This is a genomic window from Methylobacterium sp. M6A4_1b (assembly GCF_053345175.1).
On the sequence record NZ_JBKEZQ010000027.1, the window covers coordinates 1 to 17,909 of the forward strand.

Genomic DNA, 17,909 nt, shown 5'->3' on the forward strand with positions numbered 1-17,909 from the left:
GCCGTCTACGAGACGGAGGAGATGGACCTCTCGGCGCTGCCCTACATCGTGATCGTGGTCGACGAGATGGCCGACCTGATGATGGTGGCGGGCAAGGACATCGAGGGCGCGATCCAGCGCCTGGCCCAGATGGCGCGCGCGGCCGGCATCCACCTGATCATGGCGACCCAGCGTCCCTCGGTCGACGTGATCACGGGTACGATCAAGGCCAACTTCCCGACCCGGATCTCCTTCCAGGTCACATCGAAGATCGACAGCCGCACGATTCTCGGCGAGATGGGCGCCGAGCAGCTGCTGGGCCAGGGCGACATGCTGTTCATGGCCGGCGGCGGGCGCACGACGCGCGTGCACGGGCCGTTCTGCTCGGACTCGGAAGTCGAGAGCGTGGTCGCCCACCTCAAGCGCCAGGGCCGGCCCTCCTATCTCGAGGCCGTCACGGCCGACGACGGCAGCGGCGACGAGAAGCCCGCCAAGGGCTCGAAGGCCGACAAGGCCGACCGGGCCGAGAAGGCCCAGGCCGCCGAGATCGAGGACATCGACGCTCCGATCTTCGACGCGGGCGCCTATGCGGGCACCGGCGGCATCGATCCCGGCGCCGAGCTCTACGACCAGGCCGTGCAGGTGGTGATGCGCGACCGCAAGGCCTCGACGAGCTACATCCAGCGCCGCCTGCAGATCGGCTACAACCGCGCCGCCTCGATCATGGAGCGGATGGAGATCGAGGGCATCGTCGGCCCGGCCAACCATGCCGGCAAGCGCGAGATCCTGATGGAGGGCGGCCACGCCGCCTCCGGCATGATGGACTACGACGACTGAGCCGGACCCTCCGGGTGGGGCATACGCCGCCCCACCCGTCGCATATTCGCCACAGGGCGGGCTTCTAAGCGGGCACCACCCGCACGCCTTCGCATCGCCTCAAGGGAGCGTCCCGATGATCGGCCGCCGTCACCGCCTCGCCGCCGGTCCGTTGTTCGTCCTGGCGGCCAGCCTCGCCCAGCCGCAGCCGGCCGCCGCCCAGGTCTCCTCGTTCCTCGACGGCCTCTTCGGCCGCAAGGAGCAGCCGGCCCCGGCCCCCGAGCCGGAGCCCGCCCCGGCGTCCCCTCCCCCGGCCGCTGCCGCGAAGAAGCCCGTCGCCCAGGCGCCGAAGGCCGCCAAGCCGTCCGACAAGGCGGCCGCGGACAAGGCCGCCAAGGCCGAGGGGAAGGCCCCCAAGGGTGAGGCCAAGGCCCTCGACGCGAACGCGAAGGGCGCCAAGGTCGCGGCCGTGGGCGCGCCCGCCGCCGCGGCGCTCGCGCCGGAGGCGGACGACGCCACCGTGATCGCGCAGGCCAACGCCTACTTCAACGGCATGACCACCCTCACCGGCAACTTCGTCCAGGTCGGCCCGGACGGACGCCGGATCGGCGGCAAGCTGACCCTCGCCAAGCCCGGCCGCCTGCGCTTCGACTACGACCAGCCCTCGCCCCTGGAGATCGTGGCCGACGGCACCTCGGTGGCGGTCAAGGACCGCAAGCTCGGCACGCAGGACCTCTACTTCATCTCGCAGACGCCCCTGAAATTCCTGCTGCGCGAGAAGATCGACCTCGCCCGCGACCTCTCCGTCACCGACGTGGCGAACGATCCGGGCGGCCTGCGGATCTCCCTGGAGGACCGCTCGACGCTCGGCGGCACCTCGAAGATCCAGCTGTTCTTCGACCCCGAGGTCAAGACCCTGAGCCAGTGGCGGATCACCGATCCGCAGGGCTACCAGACCACGGTGCAGCTCGCGAACCTGCAGAAGGGCCGCCCCGTCGAGGGCAACCTGTTCTTCATCAATTACGGACGCAGCGAGGACAAGGCGGCCGAGCGCCAGATCCGCGCGCAGTAGCGCGTCGGGATCGAATCGCCCCTGGTGTCCCGGCCCGAATTCCAAGGCGCCGGTTTTGCCGCCCGCGTCGTCATTCCGGGTCGCCGAGGGCGAGCCCGGAATCCAGAACCGCCGACGGTGCCATATCGGGCACGGCAGCGGTTCTGGATTCCGGGCCCTGCTTCGCAGTCCCGGAATGACGGCGTGGTTCGTCTGAGATTCGGTCCCATGAGCGGGGCCGGCATGGCCGACCCGACCTTGTCGCGCCCGTGCCGATGCGGCTAAGCGTCGGGCTCGCATCGTACGAGCCCAGCCCATGCACGACATCCGCGCCATCCGCGAGAACCCGGACGCCTTCGACGAGGCCCTGCGCCGCCGCGGCCTGGCGCCGCTCGCCGCCGCGCTGATCGCCCTGGACGACGCGCGCAAATCCGCGATCTCGGCCGCCCAGGCCAACCAGGAGCGCCGCAACGCGCTCGCCAAGGAGATCGGTGGCGCCAAGAAGGCCAAGGACGAGGCCCGGGCGCAGGAACTGATGGCCGAGGTCGCCCGCCTGAAGGACGAGGCGCCGACGCTGGAGGCCGCTCAGACCGAGGCCGCCAAGACCCTCGACGACCGCCTCGCCGCGATCCCGAACCGCCCGAACCCGGAGGTGCCGGAGGGCGCCGACGAGCACGGCAACGTCGAGTACCGTGCGTTCAAAGCGCACCGCCCGCAGCTTGCCACGGGCCGCCAGCATTTCGAGATCGGCGAGGCCTCCGGCCTGATGGATTTCGAGGCCGCCGCCCGGATGTCCGGTGCCCGCTTCGTGGTGTTGAAGGGCCAGTTGGCGCGGCTGGAGCGGGCGCTCGGGCAGTTCATGCTCGATCTGCACACGGGTGAGCACGGCTATACCGAGGTGGCGCCGCCGATCCTCGTGCGCGACGAGGCGATGTTCGGCACGGCGCAGCTGCCGAAGTTCCGGGACGACCAGTTCCAGGCGGGCGAGCACTGGCTCATCCCCACCGCCGAGGTCCCCCTCACCAACCTCGTCCGCGAATCCATCCTCCGCGAGGAAGAACTGCCCCTGCGCTTCACCGCCCTCACCCCGTGCTTCCGGGCCGAGGCCGGCTCGGCGGGGCGGGACACCCGCGGCATGCTGCGCCAGCACCAGTTCAACAAAGTCGAGCTCGTCTCGATCACCACGCCCGAGCAATCGGCGGACGAGCACGAGCGCATGCTCGGCTCGGCCGAGGCCGTGCTGAAGAAGCTCGACCTGCCCTACCGGATCATGACGCTGTGCACCGGCGACATGGGCTTCGCGAGCCAGAAGACCTACGACATCGAGGTCTGGATGCCGGGCCAGGAGACGTTTCGCGAGATCTCGTCCTGCTCGGTCTGCGGCGACTTCCAGGCGCGGCGGATGAACGCGCGCGTCCGTGCCCGGGACGGCAAGGCGGTCCAATTCGTCCATACCCTCAACGGGTCCGGCGTCGCGGTGGGCCGCGCGCTCATCGCCGTGATGGAGAACTACCAGAACCCGGATGGCAGCGTCACGGTGCCGTCGGTGCTGAAGGCCTATATGGGCGGGATCGAGCGGATCGAGGGGATCAAGAGCTGATGCGCATTCTCGTCACCAACGACGACGGCATCCACGCGCCGGGTCTCGAGACCCTGGAGGGGATCGCCCGGGCCATCTCGGACGACGTCTGGGTGGTGGCGCCGGAGACCGACCAGTCCGGCGTCTCGCACTCGCTCTCGCTGAACGATCCGCTTCGCCTGCGCCAGGTCGCGGAGAAGCGATTCGCCGTGAAGGGCACGCCGTCCGACTGCGTGATCATGGGCGTGCGCCACATCCTCAAGGAGCACGGGCCCGACCTCGTGCTCTCGGGCGTCAATCGCGGCCAGAACGTCGCCGAGGACGTGACCTATTCGGGCACCATCGCGGCGGCCATGGAAGGCACCATCCTCAACGTGCGCTCCATCGCGCTGAGCCAGGCCTACGGCGCCGGCGGGCGCGGCGCCATCAAGTGGCAGACCGCCGCCGAGCACGGCCCCGCCGTGGTGCGCAGGATCCTCGAGATCGGGATCGAGCCCGGGATCGTGATCAACGTGAACTTTCCCGATTGCGAGCCGCACGAGGTTCAGGGCACGGCGGTGGCCGCGCAGGGCTTCCGCAACCAGGCGCTGCTGGCCATCGACGCCCGCCAGGACGGGCGCGGCAACCCCTATTTCTGGCTCGCCTTCGCCAAGGCGACGTTCCAGCCCGGCAACGGCACCGACCTCAAGGCCATCGCCGAGAAGCGCATCTCCGTCACGCCGCTGCGCCTCGACCTCACCGACGAGCCGAGCCTGACGCGCTTCGCGCAAGGGTTCTCGGACAAAGGGTTCTCGGACAAAGGGTTCTCGGACAAGGGCTCTTCGCAGTAGCCCGACGGACCCGGAACCGGTCGAGATCCAGCCATGATGCACGAGGGCTCGATCGAGGATGCCGCCTTCGTCATGGCCCTGCGCGGCCGCGGCGTGCGCGACACCGACACCCTGCGGGCGATGGAGCGGGTGCCGCGCGAGCGCTTCGCCCCGGCCCATCACCGGGACCTCGCCCGGCGCGACCTCGCCCTGCCGCTGGCCTGCGGCCAGACCATGACGGCGCCCACCACGGTGGCGGCGATGCTGAAGGCGCTGGCCCTGCGCCCGGGCGCCCGCATCCTCGAGATCGGCACCGGCTCGGGCTACGTCACGGCCCTGCTGCTGCGCCTCGGCGCCGCCCATGTCCACAGCGTCGAGCGCTACGCCACCCTGGCGGACGACGCCCGCGACAACCTCGTGCCGGAGGACCGGCTCCTGGCGACGATCACCCTCGGGGACGGCCTGCACCCGGCGACCCTGCGGGGGGCGGAGCCCTTCGACGGCATCCTCCTCAACGGCACGGTCCCGGCGATTCCCGAGCACCTTTCGGCCCTGCTCGGCCCCGGCGGGCGCCTCGTCGCCCCGGTCGGGCGGCCGGAGGCGGCGGGCCTCGTCACCTGGTCCCGGACCCCGGACGGCACCCTGGAGCCGCGTCCGGGCGCGGCCGTCCGGTTGGCACCCCTCACCCCCGGCCGCGCCCGCGTCCTCTAGGGCGGAAGGTTCCAGCGAGGGTGCCTTCGTGGCGCAAACGTGGTGAATCGGAACGGTTGCTTAACCTGAATCCGGTTTGAATGACGTCATCAAGTTGCGTCAGGCAAACAGGTGCGTCGATGCGGGTTCGCGGGACTGGTCGAGGGTTGAGGACGCTGTCGCGTTTCGCGCTCATCGGCGTGATTGGGGGCGGCGCGGCCGCCTGTTCTTCGGATGCGTCCCGGTTGGGCGATCCCTTCGGCAATCCGTTTGCCTCCAACCTGTCGAGCGAGCCCGCCGCGACGGGCAGCCTGCCCGACGGCGAGATCGCCCCGGCGCCGGTGGTGCGCACCAGCCGCATCCAGTCCCAGGCCCTCGGGGCCCCGGGCGCGGCCGTGTCGCCCGCTGCCATGTCGCCCCGCCCGATGGCGGCGGCCCCCGCCCCGGCCCGTGCCCAGACCACCCGGCTGGCCTCCACCGAGCCGGTCTCGGGCGGAATGACCGCCTCCGCGGTCTCGGGCATGAACCCCGACGCGGCCCGCATGAGCACCCGCGCGGTGCCCGCCGCACCGGCCCCGAAGCTGATCGACCGGGCCGCCGAGAAGCGCGCCGCCGACGCCCGCCGCGAGGCGGAGGCTGCCGAGGCCAAGGCTGAGGCGAGGCGCGAGTCCGAGGCGGCCAAGCTCGCCGAAGCCCGCAAGGCCCTGGAGGCCGGCAAGGCCGCCGAGGCCCGCAAGGCCGCGGACAAGGCGGCGAGCGCCGCCAAGCTCGCCGAGGCGCGCAGGGTCGTGGAGGCCGCCAAGGTCGCCGAGACCAAGGCTGCCGACGCCCGCAAGGCCCATGTTCGTCCCGGGCAGGCCGTCGCCAAGGCCGAGGACAAGCCGGTCCGCAAGATCGAGATCAAGGAAGCCAAGGCCGAGGTGAAGGCCGACGCGGCCAAGGAGGCCGCCAAGGACGCAGCGAAGAAGGCCGAGGCGGCCCGCAGGACGGCCGAGGCCGAGGCGGCCAAGCAGGCCAAGGCCGAGGCCGCCAAGGACGCGGCCCGCAAGGTCGCCGAGGCCAAGGTCGCCGAGGCCAAGACCGCGGAAGCCAGCAAGGCGCCCGTGAAGGTCGCCGCGGTCGAGGCCCCCAAGGCCGAGCCCGCCACCACCAGCTCGGTTCCGGAGCAGTCGTTCCGCTGGCCCGCCAAGGGCCGGGTGATCTCGGGCTACGGCACCTCCGGCAACGAGGGCATCAACATCTCGGTGCCCGAGGGCACCGCGGTGAAGGCGGCCGAGGACGGCACCGTCGCCTATGCCGGCTCCGACGTGAAGGGCTACGGCAAGCTCGTCCTGGTGCGCCACTCCAACGGCTACGTCTCGGCCTACGCCCATAACGGCGAGCTCGACGTGCGCCCCGGCGAGAAGGTCAAGCGCGGCCAGACCATCGCGAAGTCCGGCGCTTCGGGCAACGTGACCTCGCCCCAGCTGCACTTCGAGATCCGCAAGGGCGCGACCCCGGTCGACCCGATGCCTCACCTCGCCAGCAACTGATTCTCAGGCGCATGCGCCGAACCGAAGAACGGCGGTCCCTCGGGGCCGCCGTTCTCGTTTGCACCGGCTGCGTGTTGCCGGTGCCTCAGCGCCCCGTCCGCACCCGGGTCCAGCTCCGGGTGACGAAGCGCTGGGTGCGGTCGTCCCAGGCGGTGTTGCTGGCGAGGCGCTGCATCGTCGCTTCGTCCGGGTAGATGCCGGGATTGCCCAGGATCTCGGGCTTGACGAACTTCCGGGCCGCCGCGTTGCCGCTGGCATAGGAGACGAAGTTGGTGTTGGCCGCCGCCACCTCGGGCCGCATCATGTAGTCGAGGAAGGCGTGGGCCTCGGCGGGATGGGGGGCGTCCTTCGGGATCGCGAAGGCGTCGAACCACATCAGCGCGCCCTCGCGGGGAATGACATAGCCGATCTCGACCCCGTTCTTGGCCTCCTCGGCGCGCTTGCGGGCCTGCATCACGTCGCCGGAATAGCCGACCGCCAGGCAGAGGTCGCCGTTGGCCAGCCCGTTGATGTATTCCGAGGAGTGGAACTTGCGCACCGAGCCGCGGACCTTGAACAGGGCGTCGGTGACCTGGGTGATGTCGTCCCAGCGCTTGGAATCCGGCTTGAAGCCGTAGAACGGCAGCAGGCTCGGGATCAGGTCCTCGGGGGAATCGAGCAGCATCACCCCGCAATCCTTGAGCTTGGCCATCAGGCCCGGATTGAGGACGAGGCTCCAGGTGTTCAGGGGCTGGCTCGCCCCCAGGCGCTCGCGCACCAGGGCGAGGTTCACGCCGATGCCGGTGGTGCCCCACATGTAGTCCACGGCGTAGGTGTTGCCGGGGTCGTAGGTGGCGAGCCGCGCCGCGATCTCGGGCCAGGCATGCACGAGGTTCGGGATCCGGGCCTTGTCGAGGGGCTGGAACACCCCCGCCCGGATCAGCCGCTGCAGGAACGGGCCGGAGGGCGCCACCACGTCGTAGCCCGAGCGCCCGGCCAGCAGCTTGGTCTCGAGGATCTCGTTGTTGTCGTAGGTGTCGTAGACGACCTTGATGCCGGTCTCCCGGGTGAAGGCGTCGAGCATCTTCGGGTCGATGTAGTCCGACCAGTTGTAGATGTTGACCACGCGCTCGCCCTTCGGCGCGGGCGTCTCGGCCCGCGCCCCGGGCAGGCCGAGCGCCAGGGCGGCGAGCGCCCCGGCGACCAGCCCCCCGCACAGGAGGGCGCGGCGGGTGCCGGCTCGGATCATGCCTTGCCCTTGGCGGCCACCACGACGATCTCGACGAGGTACTCGGGCGCGGCGAGCCTGGCCTCCACCGTGGCGCGGGCCGGCGGGTTGTCCTTGGCCACCCAGGCGTCCCAGGCGGCGTTCATCTCGGCGAAGGTGGCGATGTCGGCGAGGTAGATCGTGGCGGTGAGGATGCGGCTCTTGTCGGTGCCGGCCGCCGCCAGCAGGCGGTCGATCTCGCCGAGGATCTCCTGGGTCTGCGCGGTGACGCCGGCGCCCACCACCGTGCCGGCCACCTGGCCCGCGAGGAACACCATGTCGCCGTAGGTGACGGCCTGGCTCATGCGGGGACCGGATTCGAAGCGCTGGATCGTCGTCATGGTGGGGAAACGTGCCTCTTCGCGGATCGGCCTTGGGACGCCACGCGCATCCCGGCTCGGGGCAAGCGTTGTGCCGCGCCGGGGACCCGAACGTAAAGAGGTCCGCCGCCCTGCGCGCGGGAATCCGGCCGTGCCGGACGGTCTTGGCGCGCCACGCGACAAAGTCGCTTCGTGCAGCGCAACTCATCCCACGGATGCGGCGTTCTCACCCCATGCGTTAAGGCCAAGGCTGAGAAGCCCGCCGCTACCGCCAGTGACGTCCGACCCAGAGGGTTCGGCCAAGTTCGAGGATCAGCTCATGGGTATCATCTGGACCATCATCATCGGCTTTCTGGCCGGTGTCATCGCCAAGTTCATCATGCCGGGCAGCAACGAGCCGGCCGGCTTCATCCTGACCACGATCCTCGGCATCGTCGGCGCCTTCGTGGCCACCTTCCTGGGTCAGGCGCTCGGCTGGTACGGCCCGAACCAGGGCGCGGGCCTGATCGGCGCGGTCGTCGGCGCCATCGTCGTGCTGGCGATCTACGGCTTCATCCAGGGCCGCCGCTCGACCACCACGCTGTAATCCCGCACCAAATCGACGTCTGAACCGAAAGGGGCGCCTCACCGAGGCGCCCCTTTTTCGTGTCCGATCGAGAGCCGCCCGATGCCCGAGACGTTCTGGCACCGGGCGCGGGGCCGGTTCAGGCCTCCGTCACGGCCTTGACGGCGCAGTGGCCGGTGGCGCCGCGGATGGCGAGGCCGGCGCCGACCACGAGGGCCGCGAGGCTGAGCCACTTGTTCGGGCGCGGCTGGGCGGCGGCCGCGGCGATGCCGAGGCCGAGCACCACCGAGACGGCGCGCTCCGTGGTGGTGAGGTTCGGGGTGCCGCTGAAGATGTCGTGGATCATCGCGTTGGCCATGCTGGCGTCTCCTGTGCTGCGTCGCGGGGCGAACGCGGCGGAGGATCGGGCGTTCCACCGCCAGGGTGCGGCGCGGCACGGCGCCTTCGCTGCAGGGGACCTTCGCTGCGCGGCGTTTCCGTTATCGAGTGTCTTGCGCCGCTTCGCCTCCGCTCCGGGAACCGGATCAGCGCGGATAGGCGGTCAGGCCGCCGGCCCGCGCGGCGGCGGCCTCGGCCTTGCGGTGGGCCTCCGCCTCGGCCGCGCAGGCGGCCGCCTCGAGGTCGTCCAGGGGCGCCCGCTTCGCACAGCGCGCCCGCAGGGCGTCGAGCTCCTCCTCGGTCAGGCTCTCGATGCCGATGTAGCGGTTCTGCGCGGCGCTGGCCCGGATCAGCTCGTCGAGCTTGGCCTGGATCGCCGCGCCGTCGCGGTTCTGGGTGTTCTGGATCAGGAACACCATCAGGAACGTCACGATGGTGGTGCCGGTGTTGATGATGAGCTGCCAGGTGTCGGAGAAGCCGAACAGCGGCCCCGTCACCGCCCAGACCAGGATCAGCGCGATGCTGACCGCGAAGGTCGCCGGGCGCCCGGCGGCGCGCGCCACCTTCGAGGCGAAGGCGGTGAAGAGCTGGGCCGATTTCGGGCTTCCGACGCGCATGCGACCTCCTCGATCACGATGGCCGCGCTGACCGGAGGGAGAACCCGCGACGGCGGGAAACCGTTGCCGCGGCTAGCGGGCGTTGGGCAGGCGCACGGTCACGCCGGGCTTCGCCGCCGGAGCCTCCAGGCCGGCCGGCGCCGCCCCGCCCCAGCGCGTCGCCTCGATCCGCACCGTGCCCCATCCGGTGGCGACCGTGATCGACAGCGGCAGCAGCAGCGTCCCGTCGAGGATCGGGGCGAAGCGCACCCGCATGTCGTCGTTGGCGGCCATCCGGCGGACGTTGCTCCCGCCGGAACGGTGTCCGGAGATCGGCACCCAGCGCACCCGGCAGTCGAGGGCGGGGCCGCGATAGGCGCCCTCCGTCACCGTCACGAGGCTGCCGCGCGACAGGACGAGGTCGGCCCGGCTCGCTCCGTCGAAGACCGGGATGCGCCGGTCGCACAGGCCCGGATCCAGGGGGGCGGCTCCGAGAGGGAGCGTCAGCATGGTCAGGGGGTCGACCACGCCGACCTTGTCCTCCGGCGCCACCGGGACCCGGTCCGCGCGTGGGGTCGGAGGCGGCTCGACGCTGGCGCTGCGCACGCGCCCGCCGGCGAGGTCGAGCGCCACCGCGATCGGCTTGCCGCCGTAGCGGCTGTCGATCCGGAAGGTGGCGGTCACCGCGCCGGCGCGGGTCGCCGAACCGGCGACCGTGGCCTTGCCGGCCCCGTCGAAGAAGAAGCCGGCGAGGCCGCGCAGGCCCGCATCGAGTTCGAGGGCGTAGCGCTCGCCCGCCCGCTCGACGGCGAGGCTGGCCTCGCCCGCCGGCAGGTTCAGGAAGCTGAGACCGTAGGCCGCCGTGAAGCGGCGCGCGGTGGCCTCGCCCATGGCCGTCGCGCCGGTCCCGCCGGCCACGAGCATGGCGGCCGACAGGGACAGGGCGTGCGAGGCCGGGGAGTATCTGTGCCTGCGAGCGGACACCGGGATCGCCTCATCGCGCCGCGTGCGGCGCCCACCCTGTCATATCGCCGTCGGGCGCGGATAGTATGCGCGCTTCGGCACCTCGCGTGCCGCCAGGATTCGGCGTGCCGCCAGGATTCGGCGTGCCGCCGAGATTCTGCGTGCAGCCAGGACACGACCCCGTTGGACCGACCCGCCCGATACGCCCTCTACGTCACGCCCGCCCCCGGCTCGGCGCTGGCCGCCTTCGGCGACGCGATTCTCGGCCCCGGCCCGGCCCCCGGCCCGGAGGCGCTCCGGGCGATCCTGGCCGCCCACACCGCCGAGCCGCGGCTCTACGGCTTCCACGCCACCCTGAAGGCGCCGATGCGCCTCGCCCCGGGCGCGACCGAGGCCGACCTCCTCGCGGCGGCCGAGGCCCTGGCGGCGCACCGGAGCCCGCTGCCCGTCGGCCCCCTGCGGGTGGCCGCCCTCGGGGCCTTCGCCGCCCTGGTGCCGGCCGCACCCCCGCCCGCCCTCGGGCTGCTCGCCGCCGAGTGCGTCGCGGCCCTCGATCCCCTGCGGGCGCCCCTCACCGAGGCCGAGCGCGCCCGCCGCCGCCCCGAGCGCCTGGACCCCCGCGGCCGGGCGCTGCTGGAGCGCTGGGGCTATCCGCACGTCTTCGAGGCCTTCCGCTTTCACATGACGCTCACCGGACCCCTCGGGCGGGAGGATCGGGCGACGGCCCTGCCCCTGCTGGCCGAGGCTGCCGCGGGGCTGCCCGACCTCGCGATCGACGCGCTGAGCGTGGTCGTCCAGGAGGGCGCGGCGCCGTTCCGCCTCCTGCGCCGCCTCCCCTTCTCCGCCTGACTGGACTGGATCGCGCGATGGTCTCCGATCGCCTCGGCCTCGAACCGGCCGTCCATCCCACGGCCCGGCTCACGGATTGCCGCCTCGGCCGCTACACCGAGGTCGGCGCGCGCACGCGCCTCAGCGAGACGAGCCTCGACGACTATTCCTACATCGTCGAGGACGGGCAGGCGAACTACACGACCATCGGCAAGTTCTGCTCCATCGCCGCGCATGTGCGGATCAATCCCGGCAACCACCCGATGGAGCGGGCCTCGCAATCCCACTTCACCTACCGGGCCAGCGCCTACTGGCCGGGCGAGGCGGACGAGGCGGCCTTCTTCGCTCGGCGCCGGGCCCTGCCCGTGCGCATCGGCCACGACGTCTGGATCGGGCACGGCGCGGTGGTCCTGCCCGGGCGCAGCATCGGCACCGGGGCGGTGGTCGGCGCGGGCACGATCCTGACCCGGGACGTGGCGCCCTACACCATCGTGGTCGGCAATCCCGGCCGCGTGGTGCGCCGCCGGTTCCCGGAGGCGATCGCCGAGCGCCTGCAGGCGCTGGCCTGGTGGGACTGGGACCATGCGCGCCTGGGCCGGGCGCTGCCGGACTTCCGCGCCCTGTCGATCGAAGCATTCCTGGAGCGCCACGAGGGCGAAGCACAATAGTGCCGGCTATTGGTTAGCCGGAGAATAGTCATTCTGCTGTCGCGTGGGGCGGGTCTACCGGCGTTCGACCTGAACCGCCGGAGACCTCCATGCTGATCCTCGAAGGTCTTGCCCGCCACTACGGCGACCGTCGCGCGGTGGACGGCGTCTCGCTCTCCATCCCCCGCGGCCAGTTCGTCGGCGTGATCGGGCGCTCGGGCGCCGGCAAGTCGACCCTGCTGCGGATGATCAACCGCCTCGCCGAGCCGACCGGCGGTCGCATCCTGTTCGAGGGGCTCGACGTCACGGCCCTGCGCGGGCGCGACCTGCGGCGCTGGCGGGCGCGCTGCGCGATGATCTTCCAGCAGTTCCACCTCGTCGGCCGCCTCGACGTGCTGAGCAACGTCCTGATGGGCCGGCTCTCCGAGGTGCCCCGGCACCGCTCCCTGCTCAAGCTCTGGTCCGAACGGGAGCGTGCCCTGGCGCTGGCCGCCCTCGACGAATTCGGCATGGGCGACTTCGCCGGTCACCGGGCCGACCAGCTCTCCGGCGGCCAGCAGCAGCGCGTGGCCATCGCGCGGGCGATGATGCAGGCCCCCGACCTCATCCTCGCCGACGAGCCCGTCGCCTCCCTCGACCCGCGCAACACCCGCATCGTCATGGACGCCCTGGCCGAGGCCAACCGGCGCCACGGCCTCACCGTGCTGTGCAACCTGCATTCCCTCGACCTGGCCCGCGGCTACTGCGACCGCCTCGTCGGCCTGGCCGACGGCCGCCTCGTCTTCGACGGCACGCCCGCCGACCTCACCGAGGCGGTCGCCCGCCAGCTCTACGGGCTGGAGGCCGGCGAGGTCCTCGATGCCCCCGAGCCGGTGCGGCCCCGGGCCTATCCCGCCGCCCTCGTCGCTTGACCCTTTAGCCTGATCCTTCGGCCCGATCCCTCACCCACCCCTCCGGGAGTTTCCCATGCTGACCCGTCGATCCCTCGCCGGCGCCCTCGCGCTCGCCCTCCTCGCCCTCCCGGCCGCCGCGCAGGACTGGAAGGCGACCTATCCGGAGCTGACCCTGGCGGTGATCCCGGCGGAGAACGCGTCGGGCACCACCGATCGCTACGCGCCGATGACCGCCTACCTGTCGAAGACCCTCGGCGTGCCGGTGAAGCTGCGCATCGCCAACGACTACGCCGCGGTGATCGAGAGCCAGCGCGCCGGCAATGCCCAGCTCGCCTTCTACGGCCCCGCCTCCTTCGCCCGCGCGGTGATGACCGGCGTCAGGATCGAGCCCATCGTCAACCAGAAGCACGACAACGGCGCCTCGGGCTACTACTCGGTGATCTACGTGCGCGCCGACAGCCCGTACAAGTCGATCGAGGACCTGAAGGGCAAGAACCTCGCCCTGGTCGACCCGAACTCCACCTCCGGCAACCAGGCGCCGCGCTTCTTCCTGCACAAGGCCGGCCACCCGGTCGACACGGTCTTCGGCAAGACGGTCTATGCCGGCAGCCACGAGAACGCCGTCCTCGCCCTGGTGCAGGGCACCGTGGACGCGGCGGCCAACCTCTACAACTCCGACACCGACACCATGGTCACCCGGATGGCCACCAAGGGCATGCTCAAGAAGCCGGACGGCACCGCGATGGGCCAGAACGACTTCCGCGTGGTGTTCAAGTCCGACTTCCTGCCCGAGGGTCCCTTCGCCATGCTGGCGAGCCTGCCCGACGACCTGAAGGCGAAGATCCGCGACGCCCTCGTGGCGATGCCCAAGGCCGACAGGGCCGCCTTCGACCGGCTCTCCGACGGCAAGGACCAGGATTTCACCCCCGTGACCCTGAAGGACTACCAGCCGATCATCGAGATGCTGAAGTTCAACGACGACCAGCGCCGCAAGTCTTGAGCGGACCCGTCCCGATCCGCCTGTGACCGCCGATGCCTGAGCGGATCACGCCCCTGCCCCCGGACCGGGCCGCCGCCCTGGCGGGGGCCTACGGCGCGGCCGTGGCCGCGACCCGGCGCCGGACCTGGGCCGGCCTCGCCGCGCTCGTGGTCCTCACCGGGCTCGCCGCCCAGGCCGCCGAGGTGCGCCCCCTCGTGCTGGCGGCCAATCTCGGCCGCTTCACCGACTACATCGCCCAGATCCTGCCCCACCTGAGCCTGGCGAACCTGCCGGGGGACCTCGCCGAATGGTACTGGGGCGGGCCGAAATGGCTCGGTCTCCTGGGCGAGACCCTGCTGATGGCCTATCTCGGCACCCTCCTGGGGGCGCTCGGCGGCTTCGTGCTGTGCTTCTCCGCCGCCGCCAACGTGGCCGGCAGCCGGACGGCCTGTTTCCTCGTGCGGCGCGGCCTGGAATTCTGCCGCACCGTGCCGGAGATCGTGTTCGCGCTGATCTTCGTCATCGCCTTCGGCCTCGGGCCGATGGTGGGCGTGCTGGCGCTGGCGATCCACACCACCGGGGCGCTGGGCAAGCTGTTCTCCGAGGTCGTCGAGAACATCGACCTGAAGCCGGTGGAGAGCCTCACCGCCGCCGGGGCCGGGCGGATCGAGACCCTGCGCTTCGCGGTGCTGCCGCAGGTGCTGTCGAACTTCGTCTCCTACGGGCTGCTGCGCTTCGAGATCAACGTGCGCGGCGCCGGCGTCATGGGCTTCGTCGGAGCCGGCGGCATCGGGCAGGAACTCCTCGTGGCGATCCGCAACTTCTACTACGCCGACGTCAGCGCCATCCTGGTCCTGATCATCCTCACCGTGATGGCGATCGACCTCTGCACCGAACGCCTGCGCCACGGGCTTCTCGGGGGGCTGCGATGACAGGTCCGGAACGCGATCCGGCCGAGCTCGGCCCCGCCGAGATCGCCGCCCTGCGGCGGCGCTTTCCCGACAGCTTCCGGCCGGCCTGGCGGGGGCGCGTCCTGGCGGTCCTCGCCCTCGCCGCCCTCGTCGCCCTGGCGGGCACCGCGATGGTCCGCCTCGATTTCTCCGCCACCCGCCTCCTCGCCGGGCTCGGGCGCCTCGGCGAATTCAGCCTGCTGATGCTGCCCCCCGAAGCCGGCGGCCGGGCCTGGACCTTCCTGCAGGCCCTGGCCGAGACCCTCGGCATCGCCTTCATCGGCACGCTGACGGCCGCGCTCCTGGCGTTTCCGGTGGCGTTCCTCGCCGCCCGCAACGTCGTGCCGAACCCCTTCGTGCACTTCACCGTCCGGCGCGGCCTCGACGTGGTGCGCTCGGTCGACGTGCTGATCTGGGCGCTGATCTGGATCAACGTCGTCGGGCTCGGCCCCTTCGCCGGGGCGCTCGCCATCGCCTGCGCGGATTTCGGGGCGCTCGGCAAGCTGTTCTCCGAGGCGGTCGAGACCGTCGACGGCAAGGCCGCCGAGGGCGTCTCCGCTTCCGGCGGCGCCGAGCTGCACCGCATCCGCTTCGGGTTGATCCCGGCGGTGCTGCCGGTGCTCGGCAGCCAGGTGCTCTACTTCTTCGAGTCGAACACCCGCTCGGCCACCATCATCGGCATCGTCGGCGCGGGCGGCATCGGCCAGTATCTCAGCGAGCTGATCCGCGTCCTCGAACTGCGCCAGGTCGCCTTCCTGATCCTGATGATCCTCGTGACCGTGGCGATCATCGACGCCGTCTCGGGGCGCCTGCGCCGGACCCTGATCGGCGGCGCGGCGCGGTAGCGGGGTCGCCGAGGTCCGACGATTGCGGCGGGGCGCTTTCCGTCTGTCCGCGCGCGGTCGCGGACCCGCGACGGCCGCCCCCGGAGCACCCGGTTGCCGCGCGCGCCGGACCGTCACTTCCGCAGGGGCACGCCCTTGGTGGTGAAGCGCGGCGCGCCCGGATGCCGCATGGGGCGCTGCTGGCCTCGCGCCTTGCCGAGTCCGGTTCCGGGCGGCTGCGAGAACGGCACGAGCTGGTCCGGCCTCGGCCCGATGAGATCGGCCCGGCCCATCTCCCGCAGCGCCTCGCGCAGGAGGGGCCAGTTCTCGGGGTCGTGGTAGCGCAGGAACGCCTTGTGCAGCCGGCGCTGCCGCATCCCCTTGATCGCGTCGACCGGCTCGCTGCCGCCGCGCCGCACGCCCTGCAGCGGGTTGATCTCGGTGTGATACATGGTCGTGGCGGTCGCCATGGGCGAGGGCAGGAAGGTCTGGACCTGATCGGCCCGGTAGTCGTTCTTCTTGAGCCAGATCGCGAGGTTCATCATGTCCTCGTCGGTCGTGCCCGGATGCGCCGCGATGAAATACGGGATCAGGTAGTATTTCTTCCCCGCCTTCTTGGCGGCGGCGTCGAACATCTCCTTGAAGCGGTCGTAGGTGCCGATGCCCGGCTTCATCATCAGGTCGAGGGGGCCGCGCTCGGTGTGTTCGGGCGCGATCTTCAGGCGGCCGCCGACGTGGTGGGTCACGAGCTCCTCGACATATTCGGGGCTTCGCACCGCGAGGTCGTAGCGCACGCCCGACGCCACCATCACCTTCTTGACGCCCTCCACCTCGCGGACCTTGCGATAGAGCCGGATCAGGTCGTCGTGCGAGGTGTTCAGGTTCGGGCAGATGTCGGGGAAGACGCAGGACGGCAGCCGGCAGGCCGCCTCGATCTTCGGGTCCTTGCAGGCCATCCGGTACATGTTCGCCGTCGGCCCGCCGACATCCGAGATCACGCCGGTGAAGCCCGGCGTCTTGTCGCGGATGTGCTCGATCTCGCGCAGGATCGAACCCTCGGTGCGGTTCTGGATGACCCGGCCCTCGTGCTCGGTGATGGAGCAGAAGGTGCAGCCGCCGAAGCAGCCGCGCATGATCGTCACGGAGAACTTGATCATGTCCCAGGCGGGAATCTTGGCGTCGCCGTAGGAGGGATGGGGCGCACGGGCGTAGGGCAGGTCGTAGACCGCATCCATCTCCTCGCTGGAGAGCGGGATCGGCGGCGGGTTCAGCCAGAGGTCGCGGTCGCCGTGGCGCTGGACGAGGGGGCGGGCGTTGCCGGGATTGGCCTCCCGGTGCAGCACCCGCGAGGCGCGCGCATAGGCCTCCTTGTCGTCCTTGACCTCGTCGTAGGCGGGAAGCCGGATCACGGTCTCGCCGGGGCGGCGGGAGGCGGCCTCGTCGGCCGAATCGAGATCGTCGGCGGGCAGCTCGGCGTAATGCGCGGGCACGCGGCGGAACAGCGCGACGCCCCGGACGGAATCGAGGGCGTGCGGCGCCTCGCCGGCCGCGAGGCGGTTCGCCACCTCGACCACGGCGCGCTCGGCATTGCCGTAGAGGAGCAGATCGGCCTTCGCATCCGCCAGGATCGAGCGGCGCACCTTGTCGGACCAGTAATCGTAATGGGCGATGCGGCGCAGCGAGGCCTCGATGCCGCCGAGGATGATCGGCACGTCCTTGTAGGCCTCGCGGCAGCGCTGCGTGTAGACGATGGTGCAGCGGTCCGGCCGCGCCCCGCCTTCCCCGCCCGCCGTGTAGGCGTCGTCGCTGCGCAGGCGACGGTCGGCCGTGTAGCGGTTCACCATCGAGTCGAGGTTGCCGCCGGTGACGCCGAAGAACAGCCTCGGCCGGCCCAAGGCCTTGAACGGCACCGCCGATTGCCAGTCGGGCTGCGCGATGATGCCGACCCGGAAGCCCTGCGCCTCGAGCAGCCGGCCGATGATGGCCATGCCGAAGCTCGGATGATCCACGTAGGCGTCGCCCGTCACCAGGACGATGTCGCAGGATTCCCACCCGAGCGCGTCCATCTCGGCGCGGCTCATGGGCAGGAACGGCGCCGCCTTGCCGGGAAGCGGCCGCTTGCAGGCGAGAGGAGCCGGGGAGCGACTCGCGGAAGCTTGGAGGTCCATGGGCACAGTGCATAGACCGCCCGGGCCGCGATCTCAACGAAGCGCGCGGGGACCTGAGGCCGCGACCGCATCCGGGCGGCTGCGGCGGGCGGGCCG

The 17,909-nt window shown here is 71.4% G+C and carries 19 protein-coding genes; 13 read left to right on the forward strand and 6 right to left on the reverse strand.

The window, feature by feature from the left end:
- From ACLBWX_RS19360 to ACLBWX_RS19385, 6 genes are all read left to right on the forward strand, one after another.
- The coding region (locus ACLBWX_RS19360; protein WP_447678622.1) for a DNA translocase FtsK at positions 1-816 on the forward strand (816 nt) is incomplete at its 5' end.
- 115 nt (positions 817-931) lie between these two features.
- A complete protein-coding gene (locus ACLBWX_RS19365) occupies positions 932-1,867 on the forward strand; it encodes a LolA family protein (protein WP_447678623.1) in 936 nt (311 codons plus the stop codon).
- Between the two features lie 295 nt (positions 1,868-2,162).
- On the forward strand, positions 2,163-3,446 hold the full coding sequence (serS, locus tag ACLBWX_RS19370) for a serine--tRNA ligase (protein WP_447678624.1): 1,284 nt from the start codon (positions 2,163-2,165) through the stop codon (positions 3,444-3,446).
- The gene (gene surE, locus ACLBWX_RS19375; RefSeq protein WP_447678625.1) at positions 3,446-4,255 is read left to right on the forward strand and encodes a 5'/3'-nucleotidase SurE; all 810 of its coding nucleotides are present in this window, start codon (positions 3,446-3,448) and stop codon (positions 4,253-4,255) included. The genes serS and surE overlap by 1 nt, the downstream gene beginning before the upstream one ends.
- A 33-nt stretch (positions 4,256-4,288) precedes the next feature.
- A complete protein-coding gene (locus ACLBWX_RS19380) occupies positions 4,289-4,945 on the forward strand; it encodes a protein-L-isoaspartate O-methyltransferase family protein (protein WP_447678626.1) in 657 nt (218 codons plus the stop codon).
- Positions 4,946-5,064: 119 nt separating this feature from the next.
- On the forward strand, positions 5,065-6,456 hold the full coding sequence (locus ACLBWX_RS19385) for a M23 family metallopeptidase (RefSeq protein WP_447678627.1): 1,392 nt from the start codon (positions 5,065-5,067) through the stop codon (positions 6,454-6,456).
- Between the two features lie 85 nt (positions 6,457-6,541).
- Here the strand turns inward: ACLBWX_RS19385 and ACLBWX_RS19390 are convergent, their stop codons facing one another.
- Entirely contained in the window at positions 6,542-7,684 is a 1,143-nt protein-coding gene (locus tag ACLBWX_RS19390) for a polyamine ABC transporter substrate-binding protein (RefSeq protein WP_447678628.1), read from the reverse strand.
- On the reverse strand, positions 7,681-8,043 hold the full coding sequence (locus tag ACLBWX_RS19395; RefSeq protein WP_447678629.1) for a RidA family protein: 363 nt from the start codon (positions 8,041-8,043) through the stop codon (positions 7,681-7,683). Before ACLBWX_RS19395 ends, ACLBWX_RS19390 begins: the two co-directional genes overlap by 4 nt.
- Positions 8,044-8,341: 298 nt before the next feature.
- On the opposite strand from ACLBWX_RS19395, the gene ACLBWX_RS19400 reads away from it, so the two are divergent.
- The gene (locus tag ACLBWX_RS19400; RefSeq protein ID WP_108040045.1) at positions 8,342-8,608 is read left to right on the forward strand and encodes a GlsB/YeaQ/YmgE family stress response membrane protein; all 267 of its coding nucleotides are present in this window, start codon (positions 8,342-8,344) and stop codon (positions 8,606-8,608) included.
- 118 nt (positions 8,609-8,726) lie between these two features.
- Here ACLBWX_RS19400 and ACLBWX_RS19405 read toward each other — a convergent pair whose 3' ends face one another.
- The 3 genes from ACLBWX_RS19405 to ACLBWX_RS19415 all read right to left on the reverse strand — a co-directional run bounded on the left by ACLBWX_RS19405 (position 8,727) and on the right by ACLBWX_RS19415 (position 10,545).
- Complete coding sequence (locus tag ACLBWX_RS19405; protein ID WP_056185312.1) at positions 8,727-8,945, reverse strand: YgaP family membrane protein; 219 nt, start codon at positions 8,943-8,945, stop codon at positions 8,727-8,729.
- Between the two features lie 166 nt (positions 8,946-9,111).
- Positions 9,112-9,582 (reverse strand): low affinity iron permease family protein, encoded by a 471-nt coding sequence (locus tag ACLBWX_RS19410; RefSeq protein ID WP_447678630.1) that lies wholly within the window; start codon positions 9,580-9,582, stop codon positions 9,112-9,114.
- Between the two features lie 72 nt (positions 9,583-9,654).
- Positions 9,655-10,545 (reverse strand): DUF3108 domain-containing protein, encoded by an 891-nt coding sequence (locus tag ACLBWX_RS19415; RefSeq protein WP_447678631.1) that lies wholly within the window; start codon positions 10,543-10,545, stop codon positions 9,655-9,657.
- Positions 10,546-10,707: 162 nt separating this feature from the next.
- Between ACLBWX_RS19415 and ACLBWX_RS19420 the strand changes: the two genes are divergently transcribed.
- The 6 genes from ACLBWX_RS19420 to phnE (ACLBWX_RS19445) all read left to right on the forward strand — a co-directional run bounded on the left by ACLBWX_RS19420 (position 10,708) and on the right by phnE (ACLBWX_RS19445) (position 15,666).
- A complete protein-coding gene (locus ACLBWX_RS19420) occupies positions 10,708-11,373 on the forward strand; it encodes a DUF1045 domain-containing protein (RefSeq protein ID WP_447678632.1) in 666 nt (221 codons plus the stop codon).
- A gap of 17 nt (positions 11,374-11,390) precedes the next feature.
- Positions 11,391-12,020 (forward strand): DapH/DapD/GlmU-related protein, encoded by a 630-nt coding sequence (locus ACLBWX_RS19425; RefSeq protein ID WP_447678633.1) that lies wholly within the window; start codon positions 11,391-11,393, stop codon positions 12,018-12,020.
- An 89-nt stretch (positions 12,021-12,109) separates the two neighbouring features.
- Complete coding sequence (gene phnC / locus ACLBWX_RS19430) at positions 12,110-12,910, forward strand: phosphonate ABC transporter ATP-binding protein (protein WP_447678634.1); 801 nt, start codon at positions 12,110-12,112, stop codon at positions 12,908-12,910.
- Positions 12,911-12,965: 55 nt separating this feature from the next.
- The gene (gene phnD / locus ACLBWX_RS19435) at positions 12,966-13,892 is read left to right on the forward strand and encodes a phosphonate ABC transporter substrate-binding protein (protein WP_447678635.1); all 927 of its coding nucleotides are present in this window, start codon (positions 12,966-12,968) and stop codon (positions 13,890-13,892) included.
- A 32-nt stretch (positions 13,893-13,924) separates the two neighbouring features.
- Entirely contained in the window at positions 13,925-14,803 is an 879-nt protein-coding gene (gene phnE, locus ACLBWX_RS19440; RefSeq protein ID WP_447678636.1) for a phosphonate ABC transporter, permease protein PhnE, read from the forward strand.
- A complete protein-coding gene (gene phnE / locus ACLBWX_RS19445; protein WP_447678637.1) occupies positions 14,800-15,666 on the forward strand; it encodes a phosphonate ABC transporter, permease protein PhnE in 867 nt (288 codons plus the stop codon). Before phnE (ACLBWX_RS19440) ends, phnE (ACLBWX_RS19445) begins: the two co-directional genes overlap by 4 nt.
- Before the next feature lie 113 nt (positions 15,667-15,779).
- On the opposite strand, the gene ACLBWX_RS19450 is transcribed toward phnE (ACLBWX_RS19445), so the two are convergent.
- Entirely contained in the window at positions 15,780-17,813 is a 2,034-nt protein-coding gene (locus ACLBWX_RS19450; protein ID WP_447678638.1) for a YgiQ family radical SAM protein, read from the reverse strand.
- Positions 17,814-17,909: the final 96 nt, after the last annotated feature.